Origin of the sequence: Pseudomonas sp. 25 R 14, from assembly GCF_900004755.1 — a bacterium.
Classification (GTDB): Bacteria; Pseudomonadota; Gammaproteobacteria; order Pseudomonadales; family Pseudomonadaceae; genus Aquipseudomonas; species Aquipseudomonas brenneri.
In genome coordinates, this window is the sequence record NZ_CVTS01000046.1 from 30,024 (window position 1) to 46,911 (window position 16,888).

Consider the following 16,888-nt stretch of genomic DNA (forward strand, 5'->3'; position numbering starts at 1 on the left):
CCGCCGCTCCCACACAAGCCGGCTCTCACGGTCAGTTATTGGCCGCTGTAGATCTGGTCAAACACCCCGCCATCATTGAAGTGGGTCTTCTGCACGGTGCGCCAGTCACCAAAGGTCTTCTCCACGGACAGGAAGTCGACTTTCGGGAAGCGGTCGGTGTACTTGGCCAGTACCGCCGGGTCACGCGGACGCAGGTAATTGTTGGCGGCGATTTCCTGGCCTTCTGGCGACCACAGGTATTTGAGGTAGTCATCGGCCACTGTACGGGTGCCTTTTTTGTCGACCACTTTGTCGACGACCGACACCGGCGGCTCGGCTTCGGCAGAGACGCTTGGGTAGATCACTTCGAACTGATCACGACCGAATTCACGGGCAATCATTTCTGCTTCGTTTTCAAAGGTCACCAGCACGTCGCCGATCTGGTTGGTCATGAAGGTCGTGGTGGCGGCACGGCCACCGGTATCGAGCACCGGTGCTTGTTTGAACAGCTTGCCGACAAACTCCTTGGCCTTGTTTTCATCGCCGCCGTTCTTCAGCACATAACCCCAGGCCGACAGGTAGGTGTAGCGCCCGTTCCCGGAGGTCTTGGGGTTGGGCACGATCACTTGTACGCCATCCTTGAGCAGGTCCGGCCAGTCTTTCAGAGCCTTGGGGTTGCCCTTGCGCACGATGAACACGGTGGCGGAGGTGAACGGCGCGCTGTTGTTCGGCAGGCGCGTGACCCAGTTATCGGGCACCAGTTTGCCGTTGTCCGCCAGGGCGTTGATGTCGGTGGCCATGTTCATGGTGATCACGTCAGCCGGCAGGCCGTCGATCACCGAGCGTGCCTGTTTGCTGGAACCACCGAAGGACATCTGCAAGGTCAGCTTGTCGTCTGGGTGCTCGGCTTGCCAGTGCTTCTGGAACGCGGCGTTGTAATCCTTGTAGAAGTCGCGCATCACGTCGTAGGAGACGTTGAGCAGGGTGGTCGATGCGGCCTGGGCGCCGATAGACAGGGCGAGGCCGGCGGCCAGGAGAGAAGCGCTAACGAGTTTTTTCACTGCTCATTCCTTGTTGTTCGAGAAGGTAGTGGCTTATAGCCCACGACTATAGCCGGGGCGGCATAGACGCTTAAAGATTAAAAAGAACTTTGCTTATTCTGCTTTGCGATAAAGCCCGTTGCCACAACGTGAGCAAAAGGCTGCGTTGGGTTCATGGCTGCTTTTCTTGCACACCGGGCAATCGTGTTGCAGTTGCTCGCCGCGCATGGCGTTGGCCAGCTCGGCGGTAAAAATCCCGGTGGGTACGGCGATGATCGAGTAACCGGTGATCATCACCAGCGACGAAATCACCTGGCCCAGCGGGGTCTTGGGCACGATATCGCCAAAGCCCACGGTGGTCAGGGTCACGATAGCCCAGTAGATGCCCTTGGGGATGCTGGTAAAGCCGTGTTCCGGGCCTTCAATCACATACATCAAGGTACCGAACACGGTGACCAGGGTGCACACGCTGACCAGGAACACCACGATCTTCTGCTTGCTGCCGCGCAGCGCCGACATCAGGTAGTTGGCCTGCTTGAGATACGGACCCAGCTTGAGCACGCGGAAGATTCGCAACATGCGGATGATGCGGATGATCAGCAGGTACTGGGCATCGCTGTAGTACAGCGCAAGGATGCCGGGGACGATGGCCAGCAAGTCCACCAGCCCGTAGAAACTGAAGGCATAGCGCAACGGTTTGGGCGAGCAATACAGGCGCAGGCCGTATTCGATGGCGAAGATGATGGTGAAGCCCCATTCGATATAGGCCAGCACATCGGCGTAGTTCTGGTGGATCTGGTCGATGCTGTCGAGCATCACGATCACCAGGCTTGCGAGTATGGTCAGCAACAGGATGCCGTCGAAGCGCCGCCCGGCCGCGGTGTCGCTCTGGAATACCATGACGTAGAGGCGCTGGCGCCAGTCGTTGTTGCTGTCCATGAAGTTCGCCTGAATCGAAGGTCTGCGAAGCCTAGGGGGATTCGAACGGGCTGTCCATGTTGGGCCTTTGCAGCAGGCGCCGCGTCGCGCGTACCAGCCAGCAGGCGAGGATAAACGGCGCAGTCAGCGGCGCCAGGTGCAGGCCGGCGAAGCCTGGGGTCAGGATGATTGCCAGCAGGATGCCGAACAATGGCAGCCAGGGCTGGCGCCGGAACTGGCTGAGGGCCAAGGCGGCGAGTGCCGGGTTATAGCTGTGCAGGCCGAGCAGGGCGCCAGCGCGGTCATCGAGCAACAGGCCCATCGCCACGCCGCTGCTGGCGCCGATCAAGGCCCACAGCATCGCGCGTCGGTCAGCCAGCCATAAACCGAAGGCAATCAACAGGCCGGCCAACGGTTGATCGAGCAGGACGATCTGCCCCAGGCCAACCAGCGGTGCGCCGAGCCACACCAGGGTATCCGGCGGGCTGATCGTCAACGCCGCAGGTGAGACCGTGCCGAGCAACAGCCAGCTCAAACCGACAAAGGGCGCGGTGTAGGCGGGCAAGTCATCGCTATGGGCCACGCGCTTGATCCATTGGCGCGTCAGGATCGCACTCAGGCCGCCGCACGCCAGGATCAGCGGCGGCAACAGTGCCGACCAGGCAAAGTGCTGGCTGATCAGCAACCCCAGCAGCACACCGTTGTAGCTATAGAGCCCGGCCTGGCGCTCGGCCTTGGGATAGTCACGGCGCTGGGCCGTGAGCAAACCGGCGACCCCGCCCAGCAGCGCACCGCCGAGCAGGGCCGGGGCACAGGTCAGGATCGCCAGCAGGCAGAGCAGGCCACACAGCGGGTGGCGCTGCAGGAAGATCTGGCTGAAACCGTTGAGCAGGGCTTCGGCCCAGTCGGGGCAGGTTGGGTTGGACATGGTGGTGGTCGCTCCCCTGTAGGAGCGAGCTTGCTCGCGAAGGTCGTTAACGATGACGCGTACTTTTTGAATGGACGCGTCGCTCTCAGTTTTTTCGCGAGCACGCTCGCTCCTACAGTAGCGTCTCGATACGCAGCGAGTTGGTCGACCCCGGCTGCCCAAAGGGCACCCCCGCCGTGATCAACAACGTATCCCCACGCTGGGCCATGCCTTGGGCCTGGGCGATTTCCAGCGCGGTGGAACATACCTCGTCCACCTGCCGCAACCGATCATTGACCACCGAGTGCACGCCCCAGGCTACGCTCAGGCGCCTGGCGGTGGACAGGTTTGGCGTGAGGTTGAGGATCGGCACCGCCGGCCGCTCCCGCGCTGCCCGCAGGGTGGATGTGCCGGACTCGCTGTAGTTCACTAGCACCGCCACCGGCAGGATGCTGCTGATCCGGCGGATCGCACAGCTGATCGCGTCGGACACCGTGGCATCGGCCTTGGGTCGGCTTACATCCAGTTGGGTCTGGTAATCCGGGCCGTTCTCTACCTGGCGGATGATCTTGCTCATCATCTGCACGGCTTCCAGCGGGTATTCGCCAGAGGCGGTTTCGGCCGAGAGCATCACCGCATCGGCGCCTTCGGCCACGGCATTGGCCACGTCCGTGACTTCGGCGCGGGTCGGGGCCGGTGAGAAGCGCATGGATTCGAGCATCTGTGTGGCGACCACCACCGGTTTACCCAACTGGCGGCAGATGGTGATGATGTCTTTCTGGATTTGCGGCACGCTTTCGGCCGGGACTTCCACGCCCAGGTCCCCTCTGGCGACCATGATTGCATCGCTCAGCTCGGCGATTTCCTGCAAACGCTGCACGGCCGAGGGTTTCTCGATCTTGGCCATCAGGTAGGCTTTGTCGCCAATCAGTTCGCGGGCTTCGCGGATGTCTTCCGGGCGCTGCACAAACGACAGGGCGACCCAGTCCACCCCAAGCTCCAGGCCAAAGCTCAGGTCACGCCGATCCTTGGCGGTCAATGGGCTCAACTCCAGCAAGGCTTGTGGCACGTTCACGCCTTTACGGTCCGACAATTCGCCACCGTTGAGCACGGTAGTGTCGATGGCGTCGCTGTATTTGGCGGTCACCCGCAGGCGCAGCTTGCCGTCGTCCAGCAACAGGTCCATGCCCGGTTCAAGGGCGGCGATGATTTCCGGGTGCGGCAGGTTGACCCGGCGCTGGTCGCCCGGGGTGTCGTCCAGGTCCAGGCGCAGGGCCTGGCCGCGCACCAGTTGCACCTTGCCTTCGGCAAACCGGCCGACGCGCAGCTTGGGCCCTTGCAAGTCCATCAGGATGCCGAGGGGGTAGTTCAATTGCCGCTCGACCTGGCGGATCCACTGGTAGCGCTGGGCATGGTCGGCGTGGTCGCCATGGCTGAAGTTGAGGCGGAAGATGTTCACCCCGGCTTCCACCAGTTCGCGGATGTCATCGATACCGTCGGTGGCCGGTCCCAGGGTGGCGAGGATTTTAACCTTCTTGTCAGGCGTCATGTTCAGGACTCTCAAGGATCAGAATGGCGCGCAAGTCGTTGACGTTGGTCCGGGTCGGCTCGGTGACGATCAACGCGTCGAGTGCCGCGAAATAGCCGTAGCCATTGTTGTTGTCCAACTCATCGCTGGCCGACAGGCCCAGGGCTTCGGCACGGGCATAGCTGGTGGGGGTCATGATCGCCCCGGCGTTGTCTTCGGAACCGTCGATGCCGTCAGTGTCCCCGGCCAGCGCGTAGACACCGGGCAGGCCCTTGAGGCTGTCGGTCAGGCTCAGCAGGAACTCGGCGTTGCGTCCGCCACGGCCATTGCCGCGTACGGTCACGGTGGTTTCGCCGCCGGACAGGATCACGCAGGGCGCTGCCAGTGGCTGGCCGTGCTGGATGATCTGCCGGGTGATGCCGGCGTGGACCTTGGCCACGTCCCGCGCTTCGCCTTCCAGGTCGCCGAGGATCAGCGGGCTGAAACCGGCCTGGCGCACTTTTACCGCCACGGCTTCCAAAGATTGTTGTGGCCGCGCGATCAGCTGGAAATGGCTGCGCGCAAGGCACGGATCGCCGGGTTTGACGGTCTCCGACTCAGGGCTCTGCAACCAACTGCGCACCGAGGCCGGGATGTCGATCTGGTAACGCTTGAGGATCGCCAGCGCTTGTTGCGAGGTGCTCGGGTCGCCCACGGTGGGGCCGGAGGCAATCACTGTGGCTTGATCACCCGGTACATCGGAAATCGCATAGGTGTAGACGGTGGCGGGCCAGGACGCCTTGGCCAATCGCCCGCCCTTGATTGCCGAGAGGTGCTTGCGCACACAATTCATCTCGCCAATGGTCGCGCCGGATTTGAGCAGGGCTTTGTTGATCGCCTGCTTGTCGGCCAGGGTAATTCCCGCTGCCGGCAAGGCCAGCAGGGCCGAGCCACCGCCGGACAAGAGGAAGATCACGCGGTCGTCTTCGTTGAGGTTGCTGATCAGCTCCAGCACGCGTTTGGCCACGGCCTGGCCGGCGGCATCGGGCACCGGGTGCGCGGCTTCGACCACTTCGATTTTCTGGCAGGGGGCGCCGTGGCCGTAGCGGGTGACCACCAGGCCCGAGACTTGGCCTTGCCAGCTGTTTTCCACGACCAGGGCCATGGCGGCGGCGGCTTTGCCCGCGCCGATCACGATCACGCGGCCGCTGCGGTCGGCAGGCAGATAAGGCTCGAGGACTTGCCGGGGGTGGGCTGCGTCGATGGCTGTGGCAAACAGCTCGCGAAGCAGGTGTTGCGGATCGACCGACATAAGCGGGCTCCCGGATTCTTGTTATTGGATTTGAAATGTGGAATGCAATCAAAATGTGGGAGCTGGCTTGCCTGCGATAGCGGTGTGTGGGGCGATTAATCTGTCACTCAAAGACCGCTATCGCAGGCAAGCCAGCTCCCACAAGGTATTGCTTTCCAAAAGGGGAGGTTACTTATCGCGAATCGAGAAATTCGCCATATGCTCCAGGCCCTTGATCAGCGCCGAGTGGTCCCAGTTGCCGCCGCCGATCGCGGTGCAGGTGCTGAACACTTGTTGGGTGCCGGCGGTGTTGGGCAGGTTGATCCCCAGTTCCTTGGCGCCGGCCAGGGCCAGGTTCAAATCCTTCTGGTGCAGGTTGATGCGGAAACCCGGGTCGAAGGTGCCCTTGATCATCCGCTCGCCATGCACTTCGAGGATCTTCGACGAGGCGAAGCCACCCATCAGCGCTTCGCGCACCTTGGCGGGGTCTGCACCGTTTTTCGAGGCGAACAGCAGCGCTTCGGCCACGGCCTGGATGTTCAGGGCGACGATGATCTGGTTCGCCACCTTGGCGGTCTGGCCGTCGCCATTGCCGCCCACCAGGGTGATGTTCTTGCCCATGCTCTGGAACAGTGGCAGGGCGCGTTCGAAGGTCTGTGGCGCGCCGCCGACCATGATGCTCAGGGTCCCGGCCTTGGCGCCGACTTCACCGCCGGATACCGGGGCGTCGAGGTATTGCGCGCCGGTGGCGTTGATCTTCGCGGCAAACGCCTTGGTGGCGGTGGGCGAGATCGAACTCATGTCGATCACCACTTTGTTCGGTGACAGGCCGGCCGCCACGCCATCGGCACGGAACAGTACGTCGTCGACCTGTGGGGTGTCGGGCACCATGACAATGATAAATTCTGCTTCCTGGGCCACTTGCTGCGGGTTGGCCAGGGCCACGGCGCCAGCGGCGACCAGTTCGGCGGGTGCCTTGCCGTGATGCTCGGAGAGGAACAGTTGGTGACCTGCTTTCTGCAGGTTCGCGGCCATGGGTTGGCCCATGATGCCGGTGCCGATAAAGCCGATTTTAGCCATGATCAAAATCCTCTTTTTATTCGTTATGCAGGTTGTGCACTGCCCCCTGTAGGAGCTGGCTTGCCTGCGATGGCTTCACCTGGGTATGCCTGATACACCGAGGTGTCTGCATCGCAGGCAAGCCAGCTCCTACAGGTTTTTATGGTGTTGGTCAGATCGCGTTATGGGTCTTGAGCCAGCCAAGACCGGCTTGGGTCGTGGTCAGCGGCTTGTACTCGCAGCCCACCCAGCCCTGATACCCGATGCGGTCCAGGTGTTCGAACAGGAAGCGATAGTTGATCTCGCCCGTGCCCGGCTCGTTGCGCCCGGGGTTGTCCGCCAACTGGATATGGTTGATCTGATCCAGGTGCGTTGCCATGGTGCGGGCCAGGTCGCCTTCCATGATTTGCATGTGATAGATGTCGTATTGCAGGAACAGGTTGGCGCTGCCCACCTGTTCACGGATCGCCAGGGCCTGCGCCGTGTTGTTCAGGTAGAAGCCAGGGATATCGCGAGTGTTGATCGCTTCCATCACCAGCTTGATACCCACCGCTTGCAGCTTGTCGGCGGCGTACTTGAGGTTGGCGACGAAGGTTTTTTCGACGCTAGCGTCATCCAGGCCTTGTGGACGGATGCCGGCCAGGCAGTTGATCTGGGTATTGCCCAGCACCTGGGCATAGGCGATGGCCAGGTTGACGCCGGCACGGAACTCCTCGACCCGATCCGGGTGGCAGGCCAGGCCGCGCTCACCGTTGGCCCAGTCACCGGCCGGCAGGTTGAACAGCACTTGGGTCAGACCGTGGGCGTCAAGCTGCGCCTTGATTTCGGCGGAGCTGAACTCGTAGGGGAACAGGTATTCCACACCACTGAAACCTGCGTCGGCGGCGGCTTTGAAGCGGGCAAGGAAGTCCTGCTCGGTGAACAGCATGGACAGGTTGGCGGCAAAACGCGGCATGGGAATCTCCTCAAAAGCGTTCCCGCGTCGGACGCGGGAACGTGCAGTCATTAATCGAGCAGTGAAATCGCGGTAGGCGCGTCATTGCCCACCAGTGCCAGGTCTTCGAATTCGTTGACGGCGTTGATCTCGGTGCCCATGGAAATATTGGTCACACGCTCCAGAATAATCTCAACGATCACCGGAACCTTGAATTCCTCGATCATTTCCTGAGCCTTGCGCAACGCCGGCTGGATCTGTGCCGGTTCGAACACGCGCAGGGCCTTGCAACCCAGGCCTTCGGCGACGGCGACGTGGTCAACACCATAGCCGTTGAGTTCCGGGGCGTTGAGGTTGTCGAAAGACAGCTGCACGCAGTAGTCCATTTCAAACCCACGTTGGGCCTGGCGGATCAGCCCCAGGTAGGAGTTGTTCACCACCACGTGGATGTACGGCAGCTTGAACTGCGCGCCCACGGCCAGCTCTTCGATCATGAACTGGAAGTCATAGTCGCCCGACAGTGCCACCACCTTGCGGCTCGGGTCGGCCTTGACCACGCCCAGCGCAGCCGGAATGGTCCAGCCCAGCGGGCCGGCCTGGCCGCAGTTGATCCAGTGGCGCGGCTTGTAGACGTGCAGGAACTGCGCGCCGGCAATCTGTGACAGGCCGATGGTGCTGACGTAGCAAGTGTCTTTGCCGAACACCTGGTTCATCTCTTCATACACGCGTTGCGGCTTGACCGGTACGTTGTCGAAGTGGGTCTTGCGGTGCAGGGTGGCTTTGCGCTGCTGGCAATCATGCAGCCAGGCGCTGCGGTCCTTGAGCTTGCCGGCGGCTTTCCACTCGCGGGCCACTTCGATAAACATTGTCAGTGCGGCGCCGGCGTCGGAGACGATGCCCAGGTCCGGGGTGAACACGCGGCCGATTTGTGTTGGCTCGATGTCAACGTGAATGAACTTGCGGCCCTCGGTGTACACCTCCACCGAACCGGTATGGCGGTTGGCCCAGCGGTTACCGACGCCCAGCACCACGTCCGACTTGAGCATCGTCGCGTTGCCGTAGCGGTGCGAGGTTTGCAGACCGACCATGCCCACCATCAGCGGGTGATCGTCGGGGATGGTGCCCCAGCCCATCAGGGTCGGGATCACCGGGATACCGGTCAGTTCGGCGAACTCCACCAGCAACTCGCTGGCATCGGCATTGATCACGCCGCCACCGCTGACCAGCAGCGGGCGCTCGGCTTGATCGAGCATGGCCAGGGCTTTCTCGACCTGGATGCGGGTAGCCAGTGGCTTGGCCAGTGGCAATGGCTGGTAGGCGTCGATATCGAACTCGATTTCGGCCATCTGCACGTCGAATGGCAAATCGATCAACACCGGGCCAGGGCGGCCGGAACGCATTTCATAAAAGGCTTTCTGGAACGCATAGGGCACTTGGCCTGGTTCCAGCACGGTGGTTGCCCACTTGGTCACCGGCTTGACGATGCTGGTGATATCCACGGCCTGGAAATCTTCCTTGTGCATCCGGGCCCGCGGTGCTTGCCCGGTGATGCACAGGATCGGGATCGAATCCGCCGAGGCACTGTACAGGCCGGTGACCATATCGGTGCCCGCGGGGCCCGAAGTACCGATGCACACGCCGATATTACCGGCCTTGGTACGGGTGTAACCCTCGGCCATGTGCGAAGCGCCTTCCACGTGGCGAGCGAGGACGTGATCGATGCCGCCGACCTTTTGCAGGGCCGAATACAACGGGTTGATCGCGGCACCTGGGATGCCGAAGGCGGTGTCCACACCCTCACGGCGCATCACCAGAACGGCGGCTTCGATTGCTCTCATTTTGCTCATGGTTTTGGTGCCTCTTGCGTTTTGTAATTGTATACAAGTAGGTTTTGTCAAAGTGTATTCACGGCGAGCAGCGCAGGTCAATCCATTTTGTTCTAGCGTCTGTGCATTCGTCGGAAGGCATTTTGCAGGGAGTATTTCGACGTATGGTGCGTATATTTCGAAAAATTGTATACAAAAAATAAATCTATTGTGATCTATTTGTCGTATCAGGCTTCTGATCAGTCAGAGCCCCCAGGCTTTCTCAATAACAAAATAAGGACGGCACCCATGAGCGCTTTAACCTTGAAAGTCGCAGTCAACCTGGTCAGCCAGGCCATCACCGCAGGCCGCACCATTGCCGCTGCACCGCTGACCATCGCGGTGCTCGACAGCGGCGGACATCTGATCACCCTGCAACGAGAAGACGGTGCCAGCCTGCTGCGCCCGCAAATTGCCATCGGCAAGGCCTGGGGCGCGATTGCCCTGGGCAAAGGCTCGCGCTTGCTGGCACTGGATGCACAGCAGCGACCGGCGTTTATTGCCGCCTTGAACAGCCTGGGGCAGGGCGGTGTAGTGCCGGCGCCGGGTGGGGTGTTGATTCGCGATCAGGCGGGGTTGGTGCTGGGGGCGATCGGGATCAGTGGGGATACGTCGGATATTGATGAGCAGTGCGCGATCAGTGCGATCGAGGGGGTGGGGTTGTTGGCGGATGCGGGGGTGAGTGCTTGATTTTGTAGTGACTGGGAGGGCCTCTTCGCGAGCAAGCCCGCTCCCACATGGTGGGAGCGGGCTTGCTCGCGAAAGCGGCGACTCGGTCTTGCATCTATACCCAAACCGCATCCCACAGCGGATAGTCGCCAACCCTCTCCACCAATCCCGCCCTCAATGGATTGGCCACCACATACCTGGCCATCTTCACCAGGTCATCTTCCTTGCGCAGCGCGCGATCATGAAAGCTGGTCTGCCAAAGCCGACCCTTGCGGCCAGTGGCGCCGTTGACTGATCGAGTGCTTTTGGATTTGACCTGGCACATCAAGTCACCCAGCGAGCCTTTTTGCAGTTCGATCAGCCAGTGGAAATGGTCGGGCATCACCACCCAGGCCAGGGAGTGCGCCAGCCCTTGATAGTGGGCGAGCCTGAACTGCCAGACCACCAGGCGTCCCAGGTAGAAGTCGCTGAAGATCGGCACGCGTTCGTGGGTGTTGGTGGTGATCAGGTAGGTGCGGTTGGTTTCGTTGAACCGGCCAATGCGTAGGCGGTGTGAGGTGGCTCGATCAGGCATTCCGTTGCCTCTCTTCAGATGGGGTCTTGAGAGGCTAGATCGGGGAGTCTGAGGCTGATGGGCAGGCTTTTGGCGGGATGTGTCTGGGAGGGCGCATTCGCGAGCAAGCCCGCTCCCACATTGGCTTTGCGGTGTTCATACAATCTGTGTCTGGCGCAGATCCAAATGGGGGAGCGGGCTTGCTCGCGAATCTTGGCCACACCACGGTCTATCAGTCCGGCTCACACCCCTTCAACACCAACCGGATAATCGTCTGCGCCGCCGCTTCATAATCGGCCTCATCCAGCTTGGCCTTGCCCGTGACCGCTGAGATCTGCCAGTCAAAATCGGCATAGGTCTGGGTGGCCGCCCAGATGCTGAACATCAGGTGATTGGGGTCAATGGCGGCGATCAGGCCGCGATCTACCCAGCTCTGGATGCATTGGATGTTGTGCTTGGCCTGGGCGTTAAGCTGTTCCACCTGTTCGGAGCTCAGGTGCGGTGCGCCGTGCATGATTTCGCTGGCGAACACTTTTGAGGCAAACGGCAGGTCGCGGGAGATGCTGATTTTCGAGCGGATGTAGCCGCTCAGCACTTGCCTGGGATCGCCATCCGGATTGAAGGGTGTGGAAGCGGCCAGGATCGGCTCGATGATGCTTTCGAGCACCTCGCGGTAGAGGTTGTCCTTGGACTTGAAGTAGTAATAGACATTGGGTTTGGGCAACCCGGCCTTGGCGGCGATATCACTGGTTTTGGTCGCGGCGAAGCCCTTGTCGGCAAACTCCTCGCTGGCAGCCCGCAGGATCAGTTCTTTGTTGCGCTCGCGAATGGTGCTCATAGACCAGATGATTCCTTGCCAGGACAGGCGGTTGCGCATGGTAGCACCGGCGATCCGCGAGCCTCAAGAATGTGCCCGTGACGCCTTGTACCACGCTATGCTGAGAAATATCCCACATTAAGGACGTCCGATTCATGGCAGGAAGCAGCTTGTTGGTTTTGATTGATGACATCGCGGCGGTACTCGACGATGTGGCCTTGATGACAAAAATGGCCGCCAAGAAAACCGCCGGGGTGCTGGGGGACGATCTGGCGCTCAATGCCCAGCAAGTCTCTGGCGTGCGCGCCGAGCGGGAAATCCCGGTGGTATGGGCCGTCGCCAAGGGCTCGTTTGTCAATAAACTGATCCTGGTCCCCGCCGCGTTGCTGATCAGCGCCTTTGCACCGTGGGCGGTCACGCCGTTGTTGATGCTCGGCGGTGCCTATCTGTGTTTTGAAGGCTTTGAAAAGCTCGCGCACAAATTCCTGCACAGCAAGGCGGACGATCAGGCCCAGCATGCCCAGTTGGTCGAAGCGGTGGCCGATCCCGCAACGGACCTGGTGGCGTTCGAGAAAGACAAGATCAAGGGCGCGATCCGTACCGACTTTATCCTCTCGGCAGAAATCATTGCCATCACCCTGGGCACCGTGGCCGATGCACCGTTGATGCAGCAAGTGATCGTGCTGTCGGGCATTGCTCTGGTCATGACCGTGGGGGTCTATGGTTTGGTGGCCGGCATCGTCAAACTCGATGACCTGGGCCTGTGGATGGCGCAAAAGCCCGGCCAATTGGTACGCGATATTGGCAACGGGCTTCTGCGAACCGCGCCGTACATGATGAAAAGCCTCTCGGTGATAGGCACCGCGGCGATGTTCATGGTCGGTGGCGGTATCCTGACCCATGGCGTGCCTGCGGTGCATCACTGGATTGAGAGCGTGAGCCAGAGTATTGGGGGGATCACCTGGTTGATGCCAACCTTGCTCAATGCCATCGCGGGGGTCATTGCCGGGGCGGTGGTTCTGGCGCTGGTCTCGGTGGTGAGCAAGCTCTGGAGGAGTTTGAAAGCCAAGCCATAGAGAGACAGGCGACGCTTTTTGGGCAACGGCACAGTTTGTGCTGGTGCTCGGCGCTGATAAGGGGTGTTTGAGCATGGTTTCTCGGGCAGTTTCTTTTACAGAGCGATAGTCAGCCACCGTTCTGTCGGTGTTATGGCTTGGGTCTGGCTTTATGTCTGGACCTTGTCACAAAACAGATCTGAATGCCTGGTAACCAATATGAAAAAAACTGGAAAACATATCTGCTTTTGTACGATAGCCTCCGTATCTGGTACCGGGTGTAACATCACCTAGAGGGTTTTCTGAGGTGATATTTATATTTTCTCCTCCTTTCAAGCTTTCAACGTAGTTAAAAGCAGTAATGATGTCATAGAGTGCGTCGGCACGTGATTCCGGGTCGCGGTTGTGTGCACTCCAGTCGCCAACTAGATTGTTGAAGGTTAAGTCGTTGTCTCTGATATGAGCATTTTTATTGAAGAAAAATTCAATTTTCTCAAAAGTTTTCTTGTTGTCATTTATAAGCTCTTCTGCTGTTCTACTATCTCCCCGTGGGCGACCTGTTGGGTAGGTTGGCGCTTTGAGAACTTGCTGTTCACCTTTGTATATCAGGCTTGAATAGCCTTTTTCGATAAATTCAGAGAGCAAGGCATGTTCTGAGTGTTTTTCAGTACGATTCGAGGGTAGTAAACCAGAAAGAAAACCGTCGTTGTGTTGGCCGAAACGCACAGTGTGTGCATCCGGTGAGTCTATAAAGTTGAACAAACGAGCAGCGTTGTATGCAGCATCGGCTCGGGACTCCGGGTTTGTGTTGTTCTCTGACCAGTCCCCGGTATGTTTATAAATACCGTTGAGGTAGCTATTCGTTAGAGGCCTCTCTATGGCTTCATTTTTATAGATAGTTGGTTCGAGGTTCAGATTTTTTAGGGTGGGGTTGGCATTGATGATGTCTTCGGCCGTTCGGCGATCGCCTTCCGGCCGACCCGTTGCGCCTGTCGGACGCACCGCGCTGTCCGGGCCTCTTAGTGCCGCTGGTAGGTGGACGTTATGGCTGAAGCGCTCGGTATGTAGTGCTTCACTGTTTTGTGTCGATTTGAATGTGTCGGTGTCTATGCTGTTAGTGTGGTCGATGCTTTTTAAAGAGGTTGTGCCGATAGCGGGGGTAAGATTGATATCCATAGTTGGCCTTTTGTTGGTTTTTGTTAGTGGAAATTTGTGCGTGAAGAAAATCAGTATTTTTATATTGTATTGGTCGGCAGGGCTGTGTGGTTCCATGTGTTTCTGATTCATAGTGTTAACTATTGGAGCGTGAGGCCGTGGCTCCCTGGTCTGGTAATAACTATATAGAAAGAAACAAAGTCAACATGCAGGATTTGGATGTTGGTAGCGAACAAACTATGGCGTGCCTTGGGAGGGGGGTGGCGAGTAGGCTAATGGCTCTCTATTTGAGAGAGCCTGGCCAAAAAGTGACGCTAATTGGATTGTTACAGCGCGCTGTAGCCTTTTTCACTGAAAGCCTTGAGCTTTTGTGCTTCCGATCCTGCTGAAACACTACCGAACTGGCCGAAGCCTTGTATGTGTTGATCGTTCTGTTGGGCCGGATCCTGGCGCTTGATATCTGCGCGGCCATTTAGGTGGTTGACCACCTCAGCCAGGTTATAGGCAGCATCGGCGCGTGATTCGGGGTTGCGGTTGGCAGGGCTCCAGTCGCCGGTTTGATTCTTGAGTTGATTGAAGAAGTTGTTCGCAAAAGGACCGTTTTGTTTAAGAACATCTTTCAGGATCGGGTTGTCCTTGAAGATTTGTTCTGCGCTGCGAGTATCGCCGGCAGGTCGGCCATGGGCGCCTTTGGGGGCTTGTTGGTTGGACGTAGTTGAAGTCTGGGGCTCGATTGTCACTGAGCTGGGGACGGTAGGGGGGGTGATACCAGATATCGTCATGTTGAAATTCCACTGGAAAGTTCGAGGTAGGCAGCGCAGTCAGCCTGTTGTTTGTCAGGCGTATCAGCGCGCGTGCCAGGATGTACGTGGCAAACATGTACGAAAGGGTTCCGAGTGGTACCGAAAGTGACTCCTGCGCGCATTAAAAAAGGCCATCGAGGTGTTCGATGGCCTTTTTGTTTGTACCGAGTATTACTCTGCTATTTGTAGTTTTCGCGACTCGCTGTACACGTACCGAACTTTTTCATACTCGAACGGCGAGTTCATCTGGCCGTAGCGAAAGCTCGTCTGGTAGCGCTTGTCTACCGCACGCAGGGCCCAGATTTCCGGGTGGTTGGAGCTGACTTCGGCGACGTTGAGGAAGTTGATCTGCGATTCGGCGGTGTAGTCCACCAGCAGGCCGCCGGTGTCGCGCAGGTTTGACGGGCCGAGGATCGGCAGGACCAGGTAGGCTCCACCGGGCACGCCGTAGAAACCCAGGGTCTGGCCGAAATCTTCGCTTTGGCGCGGCAGGCCCATGGCGGTCGCCGGGTCCCACAGGCCGGCGATGCCGAGGGTGGTGTTGACCAGCAGGCGGCCAGTGGTTTCCAGGGAGCGGTGGCCCTTGAGTTGCAGCAAGCTGTTCAGCAGGTTGGGCACATCGCCCAGGTTGTTGAAGAAATTGCTGACGCCCGTGCGCAGGAAACTTGGGGTGACGTAGCGATAGCCGTCGACCACCGGCAGGAACACCCATTGGTCGAAGCGATAGTTGAAGTGGTACACCCGACGGTTCCACGACTCCAACGGGTCATAGACGTTGAGGGCGTTGAGGGTCGAGCGCTCGAACTCGCGCTGGTCCAGGCCGGGGTTGAACTTGAGTTTGCTCAAGGGCTCCTTGAAGCCATCCTGATCAACCACGGTCGGCGCGTGAGCCTTGCTGTTGTCCGCGTTGGCAACGCCTGCACAGAGTAAGGCCGCAAGAAGCAGGAGATGTTTAGCCACGGAAGAACTCCAGCATGGCGTCGGCGTTGACGCGGTAATTGAGGTTGCCGCAGTGGCCGCCCAGTGGGTAGACGGTCAAGCGATCGCCGAACGTCTTGCGCAAGAAGCCCAGGTCGCCAGGGCCGAGGATCACGTCGTCGGCGTTGTGCATTACGGCGATTTTCGGGCTGTCGCGCAGATAGTCCTCAAGGGCATACAGGCTGACCTGATCGACCAGTTGCAGCAGGCTGCCGCCGTCGGAGCGGGCGCGCCACATCGGGATTACCTGTTCGGTGAGGTAGCAGTCGAAATCACACTGCAGGGCACGCTTGAGGAATGGTGTGAGGCTGGTGCTTTCGGTGATCGGGTACTTGGGCGGTATGATCAGGCCGCGACGGTTGATCAGGTCCGAAGTGAAGGCGATATCGGCCGCCGAGAAGCGGAACGAGGTGCCGATCAGCATCGCCATCTGCTCGTTGGTCAGGTGCTCCTTGGAGTTCTGGAAGTCGTAGAGCAGGGCGTCGTTAAGGTCGATATAGCCCTTTTCCTGGAAGTAGCGGGTCAGTTTGGCCAGTACCAACTCATAGAAAGTCGTGCTGTTGTTGATGCCCTTGACCTCGGTCTGCACCAGCTTGTCGAGGTTGGTGATGGAGGTGTAGAGGTTGACCGGCGGGTTGAGCAGCAACACTTTCTTGAAGTTGAAGCTGCGGCGGGTCTCGTCCAGCTTGCTGACGAATGCCGCGTCCAGCGCACCCAGGCTGTAGCCGGTGAGGTAGAAATCGGTGACCGGCAGCGTGGCATTTTGTGCGCGTACGGCCTGCATTACGCGGTACATGTCCTCGGCGTCTTCCTGGGTGATGCCGGGGGTGGCAAAGCGCGAGGCGGCGCTGATGAAGTCAAAGCTGGTGGGCGACGACAATTGGACGACGTGGTAACCCGCCTTGTAGTACAGCTTTTTCAGGTATTCGTTGAGGGTGCTGTCAAAGCGCGCGCCGGTACCGGCGATCAGGAAAATCAGCGGCGCGGCGCGGTCTTGCTTGGCAATGCGGTAGGTGAGTTTTTTCACCGGCCAGAAGTTGTCGGGCAGGCTGAATTCACGCTCCGGGCGCATGGTCAGGCTGTAGTCGGATTGGTTGATGTCATCGATGGATGGCAAATCCGGCCGCAGATCCGGTGGCGTGGTGGCGATGGTCGCCTCGAACGGGTTGGTCAAAGGGTAGCCATAGCTGGCCGGGTCGACATCGACCGCCAGTGCTGACGCACTCAGAAAAAGGCCACCCAACAGGGCAGCACAGCGCAAGGAACGGAGCATGACTAAATCCCTAAGAGGAAAACGTGCTGAATGAAGTTCGCAGGCTATGACCACCGCGTTATCGCCGAAGTGCCAACCATCTGCA

General features: G+C 59.3%; 16 protein-coding genes and 1 pseudogene. 3 read left to right on the plus strand and 14 right to left on the minus strand.

All coding sequences use genetic code 11. From position 1 onward, the window contains the following. Nucleotides 1–35 precede the first annotated feature (35 nt). From BFQ03_RS15500 to BFQ03_RS15510, 3 genes are all read right to left on the minus strand, one after another. Complete coding sequence (locus BFQ03_RS15500; RefSeq protein ID WP_032859134.1) at nucleotides 36–1,040, minus strand: sulfate ABC transporter substrate-binding protein; 1,005 nt, start codon at nucleotides 1,038–1,040, stop codon at nucleotides 36–38. Nucleotides 1,041–1,133: 93 nt separating this feature from the next. Next, nucleotides 1,134–1,958, minus strand: coding sequence for an ion transporter (locus tag BFQ03_RS15505; RefSeq protein ID WP_032859137.1), 825 nt, complete (start codon nucleotides 1,956–1,958; stop codon nucleotides 1,134–1,136). Nucleotides 1,959–1,989: 31 nt separating this feature from the next. Beyond that, complete coding sequence (locus BFQ03_RS15510; RefSeq protein ID WP_065943505.1) at nucleotides 1,990–2,865, minus strand: urea transporter; 876 nt, start codon at nucleotides 2,863–2,865, stop codon at nucleotides 1,990–1,992. Nucleotides 2,866–2,895: 30 nt separating this feature from the next. Here BFQ03_RS15510 and BFQ03_RS30675 point away from each other — a divergent pair. Continuing rightward, nucleotides 2,896–2,985, plus strand: a pseudogene (locus BFQ03_RS30675) (outer membrane lipoprotein carrier protein LolA); the annotation flags it as partial. On the opposite strand, the gene pyk reads toward BFQ03_RS30675, so the two are convergent. The 5 genes from pyk to gcl form a co-directional block, all read right to left on the minus strand. Then, complete coding sequence (gene pyk, locus BFQ03_RS15515) at nucleotides 2,978–4,393, minus strand: pyruvate kinase (protein ID WP_032859143.1); 1,416 nt, start codon at nucleotides 4,391–4,393, stop codon at nucleotides 2,978–2,980. The pseudogene BFQ03_RS30675 and the gene pyk sit on opposite strands and share 8 nt — an antisense overlap. After that, nucleotides 4,383–5,663, minus strand: a complete 1,281-nt coding sequence (locus tag BFQ03_RS15520) for a glycerate kinase type-2 family protein (protein ID WP_032859144.1) — start codon at nucleotides 5,661–5,663, stop codon at nucleotides 4,383–4,385. Before BFQ03_RS15520 ends, pyk begins: the two co-directional genes overlap by 11 nt. 168 nt (nucleotides 5,664–5,831) lie before the next feature. Continuing rightward, the gene (locus BFQ03_RS15525) at nucleotides 5,832–6,722 is read right to left on the minus strand and encodes a 2-hydroxy-3-oxopropionate reductase (RefSeq protein WP_032859145.1); all 891 of its coding nucleotides are present in this window, start codon (nucleotides 6,720–6,722) and stop codon (nucleotides 5,832–5,834) included. A gap of 151 nt (nucleotides 6,723–6,873) precedes the next feature. Beyond that, complete coding sequence (hyi, locus tag BFQ03_RS15530) at nucleotides 6,874–7,656, minus strand: hydroxypyruvate isomerase (RefSeq protein WP_032859147.1); 783 nt, start codon at nucleotides 7,654–7,656, stop codon at nucleotides 6,874–6,876. A gap of 50 nt (nucleotides 7,657–7,706) precedes the next feature. Beyond that, complete coding sequence (gene gcl, locus BFQ03_RS15535) at nucleotides 7,707–9,482, minus strand: glyoxylate carboligase (protein WP_032859149.1); 1,776 nt, start codon at nucleotides 9,480–9,482, stop codon at nucleotides 7,707–7,709. Nucleotides 9,483–9,749: 267 nt separating this feature from the next. Between gcl and BFQ03_RS15540 the strand changes: the two genes are divergently transcribed. Beyond that, a complete protein-coding gene (locus tag BFQ03_RS15540; protein WP_032859150.1) occupies nucleotides 9,750–10,190 on the plus strand; it encodes a GlcG/HbpS family heme-binding protein in 441 nt (146 codons plus the stop codon). Between the two features lie 94 nt (nucleotides 10,191–10,284). On the opposite strand, the gene BFQ03_RS15545 is transcribed toward BFQ03_RS15540, so the two are convergent. Next, entirely contained in the window at nucleotides 10,285–10,743 is a 459-nt protein-coding gene (locus tag BFQ03_RS15545; protein WP_065943506.1) for an REP-associated tyrosine transposase, read from the minus strand. A gap of 211 nt (nucleotides 10,744–10,954) precedes the next feature. After that, nucleotides 10,955–11,560 carry a TetR/AcrR family transcriptional regulator gene (locus BFQ03_RS15550; RefSeq protein ID WP_065943507.1) on the minus strand — a complete coding sequence of 202 codons (606 nt, stop codon included), beginning with the start codon at nucleotides 11,558–11,560 and terminating at the stop codon, nucleotides 10,955–10,957. A 134-nt stretch (nucleotides 11,561–11,694) separates the two neighbouring features. Between BFQ03_RS15550 and BFQ03_RS15555 the strand changes: the two genes are divergently transcribed. Then, nucleotides 11,695–12,615 (plus strand): DUF808 domain-containing protein, encoded by a 921-nt coding sequence (locus BFQ03_RS15555; protein ID WP_065943508.1) that lies wholly within the window; start codon nucleotides 11,695–11,697, stop codon nucleotides 12,613–12,615. Nucleotides 12,616–12,780: 165 nt separating this feature from the next. Here the strand turns inward: BFQ03_RS15555 and BFQ03_RS15560 are convergent, their stop codons facing one another. From BFQ03_RS15560 to BFQ03_RS15575, 4 genes are all read right to left on the minus strand, one after another. Beyond that, nucleotides 12,781–13,881, minus strand: coding sequence for a hypothetical protein (locus tag BFQ03_RS15560; RefSeq protein ID WP_065943509.1), 1,101 nt, complete (start codon nucleotides 13,879–13,881; stop codon nucleotides 12,781–12,783). A 194-nt stretch (nucleotides 13,882–14,075) separates the two neighbouring features. Further along, on the minus strand, nucleotides 14,076–14,531 hold the full coding sequence (locus BFQ03_RS15565) for a hypothetical protein (RefSeq protein ID WP_065943510.1): 456 nt from the start codon (nucleotides 14,529–14,531) through the stop codon (nucleotides 14,076–14,078). A 192-nt stretch (nucleotides 14,532–14,723) separates the two neighbouring features. After that, nucleotides 14,724–15,512 carry an MlaA family lipoprotein gene (locus tag BFQ03_RS15570; RefSeq protein WP_032859157.1) on the minus strand — a complete coding sequence of 263 codons (789 nt, stop codon included), beginning with the start codon at nucleotides 15,510–15,512 and terminating at the stop codon, nucleotides 14,724–14,726. Next, nucleotides 15,505–16,803, minus strand: a complete 1,299-nt coding sequence (locus BFQ03_RS15575; protein ID WP_065943511.1) for a serine/threonine protein kinase — start codon at nucleotides 16,801–16,803, stop codon at nucleotides 15,505–15,507. Before BFQ03_RS15575 ends, BFQ03_RS15570 begins: the two co-directional genes overlap by 8 nt. Nucleotides 16,804–16,888: the final 85 nt, after the last annotated feature.

Coding starts and splice junctions, on each gene's coding strand:
- BFQ03_RS15505 (WP_032859137.1), bottom strand. CDS start 1,958: ATGGACAGCAACAACGACTGGCGCCAGCGCCTCTACGTCATGGTATTC.
- BFQ03_RS15510 (WP_065943505.1), bottom strand. CDS start 2,865: ATGTCCAACCCAACCTGCCCCGACTGGGCCGAAGCCCTGCTCAACGGT.
- pyk (WP_032859143.1), bottom strand. CDS start 4,393: ATGACGCCTGACAAGAAGGTTAAAATCCTCGCCACCCTGGGACCGGCC.
- BFQ03_RS15520 (WP_032859144.1), bottom strand. CDS start 5,663: ATGTCGGTCGATCCGCAACACCTGCTTCGCGAGCTGTTTGCCACAGCC.
- BFQ03_RS15525 (WP_032859145.1), bottom strand. CDS start 6,722: ATGGCTAAAATCGGCTTTATCGGCACCGGCATCATGGGCCAACCCATG.
- hyi (WP_032859147.1), bottom strand. CDS start 7,656: ATGCCGCGTTTTGCCGCCAACCTGTCCATGCTGTTCACCGAGCAGGAC.
- gcl (WP_032859149.1), bottom strand. CDS start 9,482: ATGAGCAAAATGAGAGCAATCGAAGCCGCCGTTCTGGTGATGCGCCGT.
- BFQ03_RS15540 (WP_032859150.1), top strand. CDS start 9,750: ATGAGCGCTTTAACCTTGAAAGTCGCAGTCAACCTGGTCAGCCAGGCC.
- BFQ03_RS15545 (WP_065943506.1), bottom strand. CDS start 10,743: ATGCCTGATCGAGCCACCTCACACCGCCTACGCATTGGCCGGTTCAAC.
- BFQ03_RS15550 (WP_065943507.1), bottom strand. CDS start 11,560: ATGAGCACCATTCGCGAGCGCAACAAAGAACTGATCCTGCGGGCTGCC.
- BFQ03_RS15555 (WP_065943508.1), top strand. CDS start 11,695: ATGGCAGGAAGCAGCTTGTTGGTTTTGATTGATGACATCGCGGCGGTA.
- BFQ03_RS15560 (WP_065943509.1), bottom strand. CDS start 13,881: ATGAATCAGAAACACATGGAACCACACAGCCCTGCCGACCAATACAAT.
- BFQ03_RS15565 (WP_065943510.1), bottom strand. CDS start 14,531: ATGACGATATCTGGTATCACCCCCCCTACCGTCCCCAGCTCAGTGACA.
- BFQ03_RS15575 (WP_065943511.1), bottom strand. CDS start 16,803: ATGCTCCGTTCCTTGCGCTGTGCTGCCCTGTTGGGTGGCCTTTTTCTG.